Raw genomic sequence first — 14,038 nt, 5'->3', positions numbered from 1 at the left:
CAGGCCGCCCGGAGCGTGCGGCGTGGGCGCCGGTCACCGGACGGCCGCGCCGGGCCGCGCATCGCGACGCGCCCGCCGGCCCCGCCCCATCCGGCCTCTGCGGGGCCGCGCCGCCGCCAGGAGCTCCGGCTAGTGGGGCACGCGCGTGCGATCATCTGGCGATGAGTTATGACCTTGCAGTCTGGGAAGGCGAGCGTCCGGCTAGCGATGACGAGGCGCTGTCCGTCCACGAAGCGATGTACCACAGGTATGTCTGCGGAGCGTCCCGGCAACCGACGCCACTGATCAGGAAGTACGTCGAGTCCCTGTTGGCCCGTTGGCCAGATTTGACGGAGACAGAAGACGAAGACGGCCATGGGCCACCGGCCCCCTCATAGGTGAAGCAGTTGGTCCCTACATGTACTTCGCCATGACCTGGAGTCGGGCGGAGGAAGCATCTGCCTACGCCGCCAAGGTCGCTGCCGAGATGGGTCTGGTCTGCTTCGATCCCCAGCTAGGCCAGCTTCGCCCGTGACCGACTGCGCAACTTCTCTGGCTCATGCTGACTCGGTCCCGAACACTCTGCCGGTGCAGGGATGTTGCAAGCTGGACTGGAAAGGTGCGGGGCTCCCCCCCGACCCGAGCTGTCGAGGATGGCGGCGGTCGGAACCTGTCAAGGGCGCCCTTCGGGCGTCACTACGTGATGGCTTCGCCACCCTTGACAGAACCCGTCCGCCGCTAAGTGCAGGTCTCGTCGGGGCCGGGGGGGAGGAAGGTGGGGGAAGAACAGCGGCTACGCCGCTGGCCAAGGCACTTGCGGGATCAGGTCGGGAGGTGGTGCCAAGCATGGCTGCACCCCTCGATACAAAAGCGCTCACGCCGCCGCTCGTCAGCAACGCCAAGGAGTGCAACCAGCAGGCGGAACGACTTAACCCGCTCGTCCTGCCGCAAGTTGATGATCTTTGCTAGTTGTCCCCTGATACGCCCGCGCGTGATCAGCACAGCCGGAGTGTGGGTGGGACGGATTCCGGCCCGGCGGATGCTCTCCGGCCCGTCCTCGACGGTGGCGCTCGCCTGAAGGCAGAAGGCCGCGAGATCACGCAAGGCGTCGAACTGCTCAGTGTCGTTCAGCCCTTCGAACCACTCGACGCCCTGAGCAATCGGGGCCATCCCTTGCGCCAACTCGTTCAGGATGACCGCACGCTCGTTCATCCCAACCCACCTCACCCGCACGCGCCCAATACCGCACGGTCATCGAACCAGATCACAAAGCGCGGAACAATCACGGAACGGACGGCCCCATTCGTGCGCGGTGAAGCCGTCCGTTCGCTGGTCAAGTAGGGGTTACTGCTCGTCTTGGTCACTCCGCCCTGCTGAGCGGCAGCCGGACGGCGAGGGCACATTGAGGGCACATAGGATCGCGATCATGTACGAGACGTTGAGAGTCACCGAGGGACTCATGCCAGGTCAGCGCGGTCATGCGGGGTATCGCCGCTGGTCGCGGTCTTGGGCAGCTCAGAACTCGGTCTTCTAGAACTAGCGGATATTGCATCTGACGATGAATATCCACTAGTCGAGATGTTCCGCGCGGTTACTTTCTGCGGCCGAAGAGGAAGTAGGCGATCGGGCCGACGAAGTTGACGAAGGCGAGCATCCGCCAGAGGCGCTTCGGTCCCTTGACCTGCTCGCTCGGACGGCGCTGCAGGTCGACCAGTGCCGCTGCCAAGAGCGACAGTTGCACCGTCGTGGCTCCCGTGATGAACGAGCGTTCCCGCCGACTGAGTTCGGACCAGCGCTTAGTACCCACCCGTGCCTCCCCGTAGACCGGTTGCAGACTCAGGCTAAACGTGGGCGCGCGGGAGGCGGAGGGCACCCCTGGTAGTGCGAAGGGGCGCCCCTTGGCGGGACGCCCCTTCGTCGATCAGAACTTCGTCAGTCGGCGTAGCTCGGAAGCATGCGCTCGTGCGCCTCGCGGAGCTCCGACAGGCCGATGCTGAACAGCTCCTGCTGGTCGCCCTCCGGGCCGCGTCCGGTCACGTGGAGGGAGTCGCCGCCCGCCACGCCGATCTGCGTGACCGGGACGCCCGCCGACTCGCACAGGGCCGCCAGGCGCGCCTCGGCGCCCGGCCGGACCACCAGCATCGCGCGGGCCACCGACTCGCTGAACAGCGACACGAACGGGTCGCCGGGCAGCGTGATGCGGGCGCCGAGGCCGCCGCGCAGGCACGACTCCACGAGGGTCTGCGACAGGCCGCCGTCCGACAGGTCGTGCGCCGCCGTGATCAGGCCGTCCCGGATGGCGGCGACCATGACGGACGCCAGCGCCGCCTCCGCCTTCAGGTCGACCAGCGGCGGCAGGCCGCCCAGGTGACCGTAGACGACGTGCGCCCATTCCGAGCCGCCGAACTCCTCGCGGGTCTCGCCGAGCAGCGCGATCGTGGCGCCGTCGGTGGTCAGCGACATGTTCACCCGGCGGCGGACGTCGTCGTGGACGCCGAGGACGCCGATCACCGGGGTCGGGTTGATCGGAGTGTCGCCCGTCTGGTTGTAGAAGCTGACGTTGCCGCCGGTGACCGGGATGCCCAGGTACTGGCAGCCGTCCGCGAGACCCTCGACGGCGCGCGCGAACTGCCACATGACGCCCGGGTCCTCCGGGGAGCCGAAGTTGAGGCAGTTCGTGACGGCCAGGGGACGCGCGCCGGTGGCGGCGACGTTGCGGTACGCCTCGCTCAGCGCGAGCTGCGCGCCCGAGTACGGGTCGAGGCGCGTGTAGCGGCCGTTGCCGTCCAGGGACAGTGCGATGCCCAGCCCCGACTCGTCGTCGATGCGGACCACGCCCGCGTTCTCCGGCATCGCCGAGACGGTGTTGCCGAGAACGTACCGGTCGTACTGCGACGTCACCCACGTCTTGCTGGCGAGGTTCGGGGACCCGGCCAGCCACAGCACCGTCCGGCGCAGCTCATCGCCTGTGGAGGGACGCGTAAGACGGCCCGGGGTGTCGGCTTGCAGGGCCCCCAGGTCGTGCGGGGGCTCGTACGGGCGGTTGTAGACGGGGCCCTCGTCGGCGGCCGTGACCGGCGGGAGGTCGACGATCGTCTCGCCGCGCCACGTCATGACGAGGCGGCGGGTGTCGGTGACCTGGCCGATGACGGTGGCCGGGATCTCCCAGCGGGCGCAGATCTCCATGAAGCGGTCGACCTTGTCGGGCGACACGACCGCCATCATGCGCTCCTGCGACTCGCTCATGAGGATCTCCTCAGGGCGGAGCGTCTGGTCGCGGAGCGGGACGGCGTCGAGGTCGACGTGCATGCCGCCGGTGCCGGCCGCGGCCAGCTCCGTCGTCGCGCAGGACACGCCCGCGGCGCCGAGGTCCTGGATGCCGACCACGAGGTCCTCGCGGAACAGCTCCAGGCAGCACTCGATGAGCAGCTTCTCCATGAAGGGGTCGCCCACCTGGACCGACGGCCGCTTCTGGTGCGACTCCTCGTCGAACGTCGCCGAGGCGAGGACGGACGCGCCGCCGATGCCGTCCGGCCCGGTCAGGGCGCCGAACAGGATCACCTGGTTGCCGGGGCCGGGGGCCACGGCGCGCTTGATGTCCTCGTGCTTCATCACGCCGACGCACAGGGCGTTCACGAGCGGGTTCTGCTCGTAGCAGGCGTCGAAGACCGTCTCACCGCCGATGTTGGGCAGGCCCAGGGAGTTCCCGTAGCCGCCCACACCGGCCACAACGCCGGGCAGGACGCGCTGGGTGTCAGGGGCCTCCGCCGGGCCGAAGCGCAGCGAGTCCATGACGGCGATGGGGCGGGCGCCCATCGACATGATGTCGCGGACGATCCCACCGACGCCCGTAGCGGCGCCCTGGTACGGCTCCACGTAGGACGGGTGGTTGTGCGACTCCACCTTGAAGGTGACCGCCCAGCCCTGGCCGATGTCGACGACACCGGCGTTCTCCCCCATGCCGACCAGGAGCTTGTCGGTCTTCGGTGCCTTGTCGCCGAACTGGCGCAGGTGCACCTTGGAGCTCTTGTAGGAGCAGTGCTCGCTCCACATGACCGAGTAGATCGCCAGCTCCGCCGACGTGGGACGGCGCCCGAGGATGTGCCGGACGCGCCGGTACTCCTCCTCGTTCATCCCCAACTCGGCGTACGGCTGCGGACGCTCGGGGGTCGCGGCGGCGATGGCCACGGTGTCCGTGCCGTGGTCGACGGGGACGGCCCCCGAGATCGCGGGCTGCGGACCGGTGCCCCGGCCGAGCGCGGGCTGCGGACCCGTGCCGCGGCCGATGGCCGGCTGCGGACCGGTGCCCGTGCCGATGGCCGGTTGCGGCCCCGTGCCGCGGCCCACGGCGGGCTGCGGGCCCGTGCCCGAGCCGATCGCGGGCTGCGGGCCGGTGCCCGTGCCCACGGCGGGCTGCGGACCCGTGCCGCGGCCGATGCGCGGCTGCGGGCCCGTTCCGGGGCCTTCGGCGCGGACGGGCACCAGCGGACCGGTGTTCAAGTTCACGGCGGGCTGCGGGCCGGTGCCTGTGCCCACGGCGGGCTGCGGGCCGGTGCCGGTGCCCACGGCGGGCTGAGGCCCAGTACCGGGGCCCTCGGGGCGCGCCAGCGGGCCCGAGTTGAGATCAACGATCGGCTGCGGGCCGCTGCTCGGGATCGCGGGCTGCGGGCCCGTACCGGTACCGACCGCGGGCTGCGGGCCCGTCCCCGTACCGACGACCGGCTGCGGCGCCGTGCCCGGCCTGACGGCCGGCTGCGGGCCGGTCCCGGTCCCGACGGCCGGCTGCGGCGCCGTGCCGGTGCCCACGGCGGGCTGAGGCCCGGTGCCGGTGCCCACGGCGGGCTGGGGGCCGGTGCCGGAGCCGCCGGGCGCCGCCGGCGGGCGGGGCGCGGCGAACGCGCTCAGGTCGGGCATGGTCAGCGACGGGTCGCCCGCGGTGGTCGAGGGGTCGACCACGGTGACCGAGGGGTCACCGGCGGCGCGCTCCTCCTCCAGCGCCCGGGCGAACTCCTGCTCGGGCCCCTGCGCGGGGCCGGCGGGCGGCGCCATGGGCGGCGGCGGCTGCTCGCCGTCCTGCGGCAGGCCGCCGGCGGGCGGGGACGCCTGGACGGCCGGGTCCTGGACCGGGCGGCCGGCCGGGGCCGCGTGCCGGTCCTCCTCGATGATGGCCTTGAAGCCCTGGGTCACCGCGGGGTTGACGGGCTGGAGCTCGGGGTCGTCCGCGTCGGACTTGAGCTCGCCGAGCCACTCCATCGAGGGCTCGTCGGACGCGTTGCGGGTCGCTCGCCCGGACGCGTGGGGCCGTTGCTCACTCATGCGTTGACCAGTCTCTTGACGATCGAGGTGAAGAAGCCGAGCCCGTCGGTGGACGGGCCGGTCAGGGACTCCACGGCATGCTCGGGGTGGGGCATGAGGCCGACCACGTTGCCGGCCTCGTTGCAGATGCCGGCGATGTCGTCGAGGGAGCCGTTGGGGTTCAGGTCGACGTACCGGGCGACGATCCGGCCGGTGTCGGCCAGTTCGATCAGCGTCTCCCGGTCGGCGGTGTACCGGCCGTCCCGGTTCTTGATCGGGATCACCAGCTCCTGGCCCTCGCTGTACTCGCTGGTCCAGGCGGTGTCGGCGTTCTCGACCCGGAGCCGCTGGTCGCGGCAGACGAAGTGCAGCCCCGCGTTCGGCAGCAGCGCCCCCGGCAGCAGATGTGATTCGCACAACACCTGGAAGCCGTTGCAGATGCCGAGGACGGGCAGGCCCGCGTTCGCGGCGGCCACCAGCTCGGTCATCAGCGGTGCGAACCGGGCGATCGCGCCCGCCCGCAGGTAGTCCCCGTAGGAGAACCCGCCGGGCAGCACGACGGCGTCCACGCCCTGCAGGTCGTGGTCGCCGTGCCACAGCGCGACCGGCTCGGCGCCGGACAGCCGGACGGCGCGTGCGGCGTCCTTGTCGTCCAGAGAACCGGGGAAGGTGATGATGCCTACCCGGGCAGCGTCCATCTGTTCTGTTCCTCCGAAATGAGGTGCGGCCGGGACGGTCGGGATCTCCTCCGCCGATCACCCCGCTGCGCGCGTCGCATACCCCCCGCGCGCCACTAATCTACCCGGCGTTGTGCATGAGTCCGGCGTCGAGGCGGCGGACCAGGGCCCCGTCGCTCCAGGTCAGCCGCTTCCGCAGGTGAACGACGGTGCCTGCGTCGGGCGAGGAGTCGATGTCCAGTTCGTCCACCAGCGCCCGCATGATTTTAAGCCCGCGGCCGGACTCGCTCAACGCGCCCCGGTCGACCGGGGCGGGCCGCGGGCCGCGGCCCCAGTCCATGACCTTGAGCATGCACTCGCCGTCGTCCACGTGCCCGGTGACCTCGTACTCGCCGGTCGCACGGGCGTGCTGGACGACGTTCGTGCACGCCTCGGAGGCGGCGACGAGCATGTCGTCGACGCAGTCCTCGGCGACGCCGAGCCCGCGCAGGGCGTCCCCCAGCACCCGCCTGATCACCGGGATGCTCAGCGCGTCGCGCGGCAGCGCGAGCGAGAACCTCATGTCCACCCGGTCACCTCGTGTCATGCCCCGGGCTTCCCGATCGTTCCCCCGACCCCGGAGCGTGCTCGACGACTCGACGCAGCTAACACTTCCCCGGCGGTATCTTCCGTAATCGCCATACTGGCGGGTCTTTCCAGGGCGGTAGGACGCCCGTGACCCGGACCGGGCCGGTTACAGAACGTGAACCTCGTAGTTTTCGATCACCGGGTTGGCCAGCAGCGTCTCGGCGATCTTGCCGACCCGCTCCAGGGCCGCCTCGTCGGCGTCCCCCTCCAGCTCCACCTCGAACCGCTTGCCCTGCCGGACGGCGACGACGCCCTCGTATCCCAGCTGCGGCAGCTTCCGGGCGATCGCCTGGCCCTGCGGGTCGAGGATCTCCGGCTTGAGCATGACGTCCACGACGACACGCGCCACGACCGCCCCCTCACTGATCTGCGCTTTTCCTGACGATCTGAAGCGTACGGCACCATGGCAGTCCACGACCCGTCCGCACCCCCGGAGCCGTCCGATGAACATCGAGGACCTCACCCCCTCCGAGCGCCGCCTGTGGAAGGCCTTCCCGAAGGGGGAGGCGGTCGACCTGTCGTCCGGCGACCCGGCGTTCGACGACGTCGGGCAGTCCGACCGGTGGGGACACGACCGGATGGTCAGGGCGGAGGTCCTGGTCGCCCTCCTCGTCGGCGCCGTGGAGCCCGAGCCGGGGCAGGTCGCCGCCGTCCGGCTGACCGGCGCCCGCGTCACCGGGTCGCTGAACCTCGGGCACGCCGAGGTCACCGTCCCGCTGGCGCTCACCGGGTGCTCGTTCGACGAGGCGCCGCACCTGTACTGGGCGAGCATGAACAGCGTCCACCTGATGCGCTGCCGGCTGCCCGGCCTGGTCGCGTCCGGCACCCGGGTGGACGGCCACCTGTGGCTGGAGGGCAGCCGGATCAACGGCGGCCTCTGGCTGGACGGCGCGAACATCACCGGCATCCTGAACATGTCGGGCGTCCAGCTGACGAATCCGGGCGGGGACGCGCTGCTCGCCGACCGGCTCGCCGTCGAGGCGAACGTGTACTGCGACCAGGGCTTCGTCGCCAACGGCGAGGTCCGGCTGCCCGGCGCCCGCATCGGCGGGCAGCTGATCTTCCGGGGCGCGCGGCTCTACAACCCGACCGGCGTCGCCCTGTACGCCAGCCGCCTGGACGTCGCCGCGAACGTGTTCTGCGACGGCGGGTTCGCCGCCGAGGGCGAGGTGCGGCTGCGCGGCGCCCGCGTCGGCGGGTACCTGTCCTTCGTCGGCGCGAACCTGTCCGCGCCGGAGCGCACCGCGCTCAACGCCGACGACCTCGCCGTCGAGACCGACGTCTACTGCTCGGACGGCTTCACCTCCGTCGGCGCCGTCAGCTTCTCCGGCGCCCGCGTCACCGGCCAGCTCAGCCTCCGCGGCGCCCGGCTCCGCCACGTCGAGGGGACGGCGCTGAGCCTGCAGCGCGTCCAGGCCGAGGAGCTGCTGCTGCGCACCGCCGAGCCCGTCCAGGGCACCACGGACCTGTCCTACGCCCGCATCAACCTGCTCCGGGACGACGCCGCGTCCTGGCCGGACCGCCTGCAGCTCGACGGCCTCCAGTACGAGACCCTCGAACCGCCGCTCACCGCCCGCGAGCGCCTGGCCTGGCTGCGCCGCGACTCCGACGGCTACGCCCCGCAGCCCTACGAGCGCCTCGCCCAGACCTACCGCGCCCTCGGCCTGGACGCCGACGGCCGCTCCGTGCTGCTCGCCAAGGCCCGCGACCGCCGCCAGACCCAGGGCGTCCCCCGCAAGATCGTCGGCTGGCTGCAGGACGTCCTCGTCGGCTACGGCTACCGCCCGTTCCGCGCCGCGAGCTGGCTCGTCGGCCTGCTCGCCTTCGGCACGATCGTCTTCTCCCTCCACAAGCCCGACGTCCTGGACGACGGCCACAAGCCGCACTTCAACGCGTTCTTCTACACGCTGGACCTGCTGCTGCCGATCGGCAGCCTCGGCCAGGAGATCGAGTTCGCCCCGAAGGGCGTCTACCAGTGGATCGCGAACCTCATCGTCGCGGCCGGACTGATCCTCGGCCTGACCGTCGCCGCCGGCGCCACCCGCGCCCTGTCCCGCGAGTGACCCTCACCGGCGGGAGTTGAGACGGGCGGCCTGGCGCGTCAGATGGTCCCGCTCGGCGAGGTCGGGCGCCTTCCGCGCCGCCTCCGCGTACAGCCGCGCCGCCGTCTCCAGGTCGCCGTCGCGCTCGTGCAGGTAGGCGGCGGCCGCCGTGTAGCGGGGCAGGGAATCGTCCAGCTCCGCGAGCGCCGCCAGCCCGGCGCGCGGACCGTCCGCCTCCCCGACCGCCACCGCCCGGTTCAGCCGGACGACCGGGCTGCCGGTCAGGCTCACCAGCTCGTCGTACCACTCGACGATCTGCACCCAGTCGGTCTCCTCCGCGACCAGCGCGTCCGCGTGCAGCGCAGCGATCGCGGCCTGCGCCTGGTACTCGCCCAGCCGGTCCCGCGCGAGCGCCGCCTGGAGGATCTCGACGCCCTCGGCGATCAGCACGGTGTCCCACAACCCGCGATCCTGCTCCGCCAGCGGCACCAGCCTGCCGTCCGGCGCGGTACGGGCGGCGCGCCGGGCGTGGTGGAGCAGCATCAGCGCGAGCAGCCCCGCCGCCTCCGGATGGTCGACCATCCTCGCGAGCTGCCGGGTGAGCCGGATGGCCTCCGCCGCCAGGTCCACATCACCGGAGTAGCCCTCGTTGAACACCAGGTACAGGACGCGCAGCACGGTGGCGACATCGGCGGGCCGGTCGAACCGCACGTCCGACACCGTCCGCTTGGCGCGGCTTATGCGCTGCGCCATGGTCGCCTCAGGCACCAGGTAAGCCCGCGCGATCTGGCGTGTGGTCAACCCGCCCACCGCACGCAGCGTGAGCGCGACCGCCGACGACGGCGTCAACGACGGATGCGCGCACAGAAAGTACAGCCAGAGCGTGTCGTCCACCGCGGTCACGGGACCGGGCGGCGGCTCCTCCTCGGCCCGGTCCTCCCGCCGGCGCCGCGCCGCGTCCGCCCGCGTCGCGTCGAGGAACCGCCGCCAGGCCCGGCTGACCAGCCAGCCCTTCGGGTCGCGCGGCGGGTCGTCCGGCCACGTCCGGACCGCCTCGACCAGCGCGTCCTGCACGGCGTCCTCGGCCGCCGCGAAGTCGGCTCCGCGGCGGACGAGGATCCCGAGCACGCTCGGCGTGAGGCTCCGCAGCAGAGCCTCGTCCATGGACGTCACTCCGTGATGGTCGGCGGCGCGGCCAGGAACGGCCGCACCTCCAGCCACTCGTGGATCGGCCGTCCGCCCGCCCCCGGCGCCGCCGACAGCTCCCCGGCCAGCTCCACGGCCCGCTCGTAGGAGTCGACGTCGATCACGATCCAGCCGGCGATGAGGTCCTTGGTCTCGGCGAACGGCCCATCGGTGACCGGCGGCCGCCCCTCCCCGTCGTAGCGGACCCACGTCCCCTCGGGCGACAGCGCCTGGCCGTCGACGAACTCCCCGGTCTCCTCCAGCCGCGCCGCGAAGTCGTCCATGTACTGGACGTGCGCCGAGATCTCCTCCGGCGTCCACTTGTCCATCGGCACGTCGTTCACCGCCGCCGGCGCGCCGCTGTAGTGCTTCAGAAGCAGGTACTTCGCCATCGTCTTCTCCTGGATGCTCGTGCGGCCCATTCTGACCGCCTCCGCACCGGGGACGAAGCCGCCCACGGGATCTCGACATCCCCGCGCGAACTTTTTCCACAGAGTTCGATCCCGTCCCGCTGCGCCTCGCCTTTCACTAACGTCAACATCACGCAAAGGAGGCGGTCATGGCCCTGAAGATCGACGTCCGCGCCGTGCACGCCGAGCTTCAGGCGATTTCCACGGCGATGTCCGAGGTGACCCGACTCATGGGCCCGCAGACCTGGCAGGGCGGCTCCGCAGCCGCGTTCACCACCGACCTCCAGGGCCACAACCGCGCCCTGAACCGCCTGATGCTGGACGCCGAACGCACCGCCATCCGCCACAACCAGGTGCCCCTCACCCTCGCCCCGCCGGAGATCCCCCGCGTCACGCCCCCGGCCGGCAAGCCGGGCGTCGCCTCGGTCTCCCCGTCCGCCTTAGAACGCCTGGAGACGGCCCTGACCCGCGCCGCCGCCGACCTTCCCCACCGGGCCAAGGCGATCCGCGTCCACCTGGCCCCGGCCCGCCCCGACATCCCGAGCACCACGTCCTGCGACAACGCCGCCGCCTGGTGCCGCACCCAGGCGGCCCGCATGCGCACCCGCATCATGTACGCCCTGGCCGAAACCGAGGTCAGCCCGACGCCCCTGATCCAGGGCCCGGTCATCGAGATCCCCGACCTCGAACGCTTCGGCTCCAAGGAGATGACCGACCTGGCCCGCCTCCAGGCGCGCGCCTACCTGAAGCACACCACCCAGCCGGGCGCCGGCACCCCGGCACTCATGTCCGAGATAGCGCGCACCCTCCGCGAGAACAGCAAGAACACCGCCTACCTGGCCACGTTCTTCTCGAACGTCCCACCGGGCTCCGTGGGCAAGCTCGCCTACCGCCTCCACCGCCTGAGCAAGACGAGCGGCCTGACTCCCGAAGACAAGAAGACGGTCGGCGACATGGGCACGGCCTTAGCCGCCCTCTCCCGCAAGAAGGACAGCGAACCCGTAGCCGCCGAAGCCCTGGGCCCCGCAGGCAACGACATGCCCGGCCAGGCCCTCCTGGTCAAGTTGAGCGCCCCCGACGTCAAATGGAGCAGCGCCATCCTGGCCGACCTGGGCAGGGCCGCCCTCCGCTGGCGCCAGAAATACCCGTCCTACGTCATCAACGAAAAGCAGCAGATCGACGTCGCCACCATCATCCAACCGGTCAACCAACCCGACCACGAGTGGTGGCGAGACTGGGGCCTCGACGACGACCCGAAAACGCTCAGGGCCTACGACCCGGCACTCAATGTCCTCGGCCGCATCTCCCAGCAGCGGGACCTCACCGCCGCGCGCACCCTGGCCGCGACGAAACTGGAAAGCGCGTTCACCATCAAGGACGCCGAAAAGGCCGCCGCCCTCACCTGGATGACGCGCGGCACCGGCGAAACCTACGCCTCGCTGCTCATAGCCCCCGACTGGCCCGACGGCGGCACGATCGCGGGATCGGTCATCCAACTCGCCACCACCCCGCAGAACGGCCACGAAGAAGAAGCCGCGACCAACGCCGCCGAGATCATCAAAACCGTGTCCTGGTGGAACGATAAGGGACGGGAGGCGGTCAGCAAATACCTCAAGAAGGACAGTCCACCGGACTGGATTCCGTGGTTCGACGTTCTCCCGCGGTCGGACCAGGGGCCGAGCTGGATGAGCCGCAGCGAGCATTACGCGGCCGAACTCGGCCCCGGCATGCGCAACGGCCTTCTCGGGATGATCCGCATACACATTCCGGTTCTCGCCAAGGGCGACGTCGCCGTCAGCGGGACCGGGCTCACCAGCGCCGATCCAGTGACGGGACGCGTGCACGCCGACGTCGGCGGTCAGGAGGTCCAGTCCTTCCTGCGGACGTTGGCCGCGGACGACAGGGTGTGGGCGCAACTGGCTCACGATGCGCAGATCTACCGGCAGCGGCTGTTCACCTGGGCGCTGACGCACCACCACCTCACGAGGGCCGCCGACCGGTCCGGCTACCTTGAAGGCAGCCTCATCGCCGCTTATCTGATCGAGAGAAGCAACAGCGAGAAACTCACCCAGAAGGAGTTCGACGACGCCCAAAAGCACCTGGGCACACTGCGCAACGTGGTGGGCGCCGGCATCGGGTTGAGCCCGGCGGGGAAAGTGCCCGGCGTCACGGACGCGTACAGCATCGGCACGGACATGGCCTTGGACAAGGTGAAGTACCAGGACTTCGAGAAGAAGATGGCGCAGATAACCGCGCATGATGCGACGTACGGCGACCAACTCTATATCGACCTCGCCCACGCCTATGCCTTGTCCAAGGGTGGTCACACGGGGAACAAGGAGATCGATGCGCTGCTCGCACTGGACACGCTGACCGATGACCAGAAGGCCGTGGTCATCCACTGGACGAAGGAGCACCCGTTCCGCCGGGGAACGACGGAAACCGACACCCTGGACGGGACCGGCGTGATCCGAATGATCGAGAACGGGGTGAACCAGAACCGGCCGTCAGCCAGTTCCTAGCGGCCGAAAGGAGTGCCGCTCAGCGGCTCGGGGAGCTTAAATGCGTACACCTGGCCGCACCTGCGGTCGTTCAGCACGATCGTGCCGTCCGCCCGCCTGACGACGCCGCCGGGGAGGGCGGAGGCGATCGTCGCGAGGCCGCCACCGGCCCCCGGACACCACTTGAATCCTCCCCAGGACAGTCGCTCCATACGGCCGTCCGCCCGGACGATCGTCGGGCGCGGAGTGGTCTGGGTGGGTGTTGTTCCTCCCAAGAGCAGCACATCGCCGTTACCGAGGGCGATCATCGCGGACCATGGAGGCAAGGCGGCGGTGGAGGCGGGAAAGCGAACGTAGCGGGCCTTCCCGGTTCGCGGGACGTACAGCAGACCTGCCCGGCCCAGCAGGATCGTCTGACCGTTCTGGTCAGTGACCGCGTCCTCAGGCCGCAGCCCCCCGCCCGCAGCCACCTTGGCGAGCGCCTCCGAGTACCCCGGCGGGGACCACTCGCGGAGGGTTCCGGATCCCACCACCTCGAACATCCGGCCCGCTCGGGAGACGACGATCGGCGTGCCGTCGGCGCGGGCGAAGAACTTCGCGCCCGACCAGTCCCGGTAGAGGCCGCGGGCCTCCTTCTCCGGGAGAGCGGCTCCGTTCACCCCGGCCACCTCGACCGTCGCGGACGGCGCCGTCCACTCGATGATCGGGCTCTGTTTCCAGTCGGTGAGCGCCACCTTCGTGACCGCCAATCCGGACTTGGCGGCGAGCAGCCACAGGTCGTTTCCTTGGACGAACATCTGGTCGGCCGCGATGTCGACGGCACGCAACTGGATGCGTCCGTCCTTCCCCAGCCGAACTATGCGGCCCTCCCGACCGTGGTAGACGCGGTAGTAGAGGGTTCCGTCCCGCGAGACCGCGAGCCCCCCGCCGCCGTATGCGCTGCTCCGGAGGGCGAACTCGCCGTCTCTGGGGTCCCTGTTCAACTCCGGGGAGCCGGCGATTACTACGGCTTGGGCTGGGTGGGTGGGGTGGGGGGTCGGGTTGAAGGCGGGGGCTTCCGTGTGGGTGCAGGCGGTGGGCAGGGTCAGCAGGAGGGCTACTGGCGGGATGACCCTGGTGTAACGCACGTGTCGATGATGCCAGGGGCGGGGCGGATCCGGGTGGGGTGCGTCACGTTCGGGGGGTCAGGGGGCGGGGCCGGGGGTAGGGATCACGGTGGCGGGACTTGCATCGCAGGGTGTGATGTCTGCCACGATGGCATTGCGGCTTTTGTCCCTTACCGGGGTCAGTGGCCGTTGACATCGGCCGGCGACGCGGCGATC

The 14,038-nt window shown here is 70.8% G+C and carries 11 protein-coding genes; 2 read left to right on the top strand and 9 right to left on the bottom strand.

Annotated features, from left to right (window positions below; all coding sequences use genetic code 11):
- Nucleotides 1-801 precede the first annotated feature (801 nt).
- The 6 genes from AB0K34_RS31535 to purS all read right to left on the bottom strand — a co-directional run bounded on the left by AB0K34_RS31535 (nucleotide 802) and on the right by purS (nucleotide 6,927).
- On the bottom strand, nucleotides 802-1,191 hold the full coding sequence (locus tag AB0K34_RS31535; protein ID WP_364552694.1) for a DUF5958 family protein: 390 nt from the start codon (nucleotides 1,189-1,191) through the stop codon (nucleotides 802-804).
- Between the two features lie 379 nt (nucleotides 1,192-1,570).
- Nucleotides 1,571-1,786: a PLD nuclease N-terminal domain-containing protein gene (locus AB0K34_RS31530; RefSeq protein WP_301174760.1), complete on the bottom strand. Its 216-nt coding sequence runs from the start codon at nucleotides 1,784-1,786 to the stop codon at nucleotides 1,571-1,573.
- Nucleotides 1,787-1,911: 125 nt separating this feature from the next.
- Nucleotides 1,912-4,206 carry a phosphoribosylformylglycinamidine synthase subunit PurL gene (gene purL, locus AB0K34_RS31525; protein ID WP_364552697.1) on the bottom strand — a complete coding sequence of 765 codons (2,295 nt, stop codon included), beginning with the start codon at nucleotides 4,204-4,206 and terminating at the stop codon, nucleotides 1,912-1,914.
- Nucleotides 4,207-5,291: 1,085 nt separating this feature from the next.
- Nucleotides 5,292-5,972: a phosphoribosylformylglycinamidine synthase subunit PurQ gene (gene purQ / locus AB0K34_RS31520; protein ID WP_138639017.1), complete on the bottom strand. Its 681-nt coding sequence runs from the start codon at nucleotides 5,970-5,972 to the stop codon at nucleotides 5,292-5,294.
- A gap of 100 nt (nucleotides 5,973-6,072) precedes the next feature.
- Nucleotides 6,073-6,513: an ATP-binding protein gene (locus AB0K34_RS31515; protein WP_138639024.1), complete on the bottom strand. Its 441-nt coding sequence runs from the start codon at nucleotides 6,511-6,513 to the stop codon at nucleotides 6,073-6,075.
- A 171-nt stretch (nucleotides 6,514-6,684) separates the two neighbouring features.
- Complete coding sequence (gene purS, locus AB0K34_RS31510) at nucleotides 6,685-6,927, bottom strand: phosphoribosylformylglycinamidine synthase subunit PurS (protein ID WP_171069231.1); 243 nt, start codon at nucleotides 6,925-6,927, stop codon at nucleotides 6,685-6,687.
- A gap of 94 nt (nucleotides 6,928-7,021) precedes the next feature.
- Here purS and AB0K34_RS31505 point away from each other — a divergent pair, with 94 nt between their 5' ends.
- Nucleotides 7,022-8,641 (top strand): hypothetical protein, encoded by a 1,620-nt coding sequence (locus AB0K34_RS31505; RefSeq protein ID WP_301174761.1) that lies wholly within the window; start codon nucleotides 7,022-7,024, stop codon nucleotides 8,639-8,641.
- A gap of 3 nt (nucleotides 8,642-8,644) precedes the next feature.
- On the opposite strand, the gene AB0K34_RS31500 is transcribed toward AB0K34_RS31505, so the two are convergent.
- A complete protein-coding gene (locus AB0K34_RS31500; protein ID WP_364552691.1) occupies nucleotides 8,645-9,784 on the bottom strand; it encodes a DUF6596 domain-containing protein in 1,140 nt (379 codons plus the stop codon).
- 5 nt (nucleotides 9,785-9,789) lie between these two features.
- A complete protein-coding gene (locus tag AB0K34_RS31495) occupies nucleotides 9,790-10,197 on the bottom strand; it encodes a YciI family protein (RefSeq protein ID WP_138639025.1) in 408 nt (135 codons plus the stop codon).
- 167 nt (nucleotides 10,198-10,364) lie between these two features.
- Between AB0K34_RS31495 and AB0K34_RS31490 the strand changes: the two genes are divergently transcribed.
- Nucleotides 10,365-12,737 carry a hypothetical protein gene (locus AB0K34_RS31490; RefSeq protein ID WP_364552689.1) on the top strand — a complete coding sequence of 791 codons (2,373 nt, stop codon included), beginning with the start codon at nucleotides 10,365-10,367 and terminating at the stop codon, nucleotides 12,735-12,737.
- On the opposite strand, the gene AB0K34_RS31485 is transcribed toward AB0K34_RS31490, so the two are convergent.
- On the bottom strand, nucleotides 12,734-13,843 hold the full coding sequence (locus tag AB0K34_RS31485; RefSeq protein WP_364552687.1) for a hypothetical protein: 1,110 nt from the start codon (nucleotides 13,841-13,843) through the stop codon (nucleotides 12,734-12,736). The two genes, AB0K34_RS31490 and AB0K34_RS31485, sit on opposite strands and share 4 nt — an antisense overlap.
- Nucleotides 13,844-14,038: the final 195 nt, after the last annotated feature.

Source organism: Actinomadura sp. NPDC049382, assembly GCF_040677125.1.
GTDB lineage: Bacteria > Actinomycetota > Actinomycetes > Streptosporangiales > Streptosporangiaceae > Spirillospora > Spirillospora geliboluensis.
Note: the sequence above shows the minus strand (reverse complement) of the source record. Positions and strands in the feature narration are given on the sequence as shown.

Excerpts from the sequence above, each read along its gene's own strand:
- AB0K34_RS31535 (WP_364552694.1), bottom strand. The coding sequence starts at position 1,191 with ATGAACGAGCGTGCGGTCATCCTGAACGAGTTGGCGCAAGGGATGGCC.
- purQ (WP_138639017.1), bottom strand. The coding sequence starts at position 5,972 with ATGGACGCTGCCCGGGTAGGCATCATCACCTTCCCCGGTTCTCTGGAC.
- AB0K34_RS31515 (WP_138639024.1), bottom strand. The coding sequence starts at position 6,513 with ATGAGGTTCTCGCTCGCGCTGCCGCGCGACGCGCTGAGCATCCCGGTG.
- AB0K34_RS31505 (WP_301174761.1), top strand. The coding sequence starts at position 7,022 with ATGAACATCGAGGACCTCACCCCCTCCGAGCGCCGCCTGTGGAAGGCC.
- AB0K34_RS31500 (WP_364552691.1), bottom strand. The coding sequence starts at position 9,784 with ATGGACGAGGCTCTGCTGCGGAGCCTCACGCCGAGCGTGCTCGGGATC.
- AB0K34_RS31495 (WP_138639025.1), bottom strand. The coding sequence starts at position 10,197 with ATGGCGAAGTACCTGCTTCTGAAGCACTACAGCGGCGCGCCGGCGGCG.
- AB0K34_RS31490 (WP_364552689.1), top strand. The coding sequence starts at position 10,365 with ATGGCCCTGAAGATCGACGTCCGCGCCGTGCACGCCGAGCTTCAGGCG.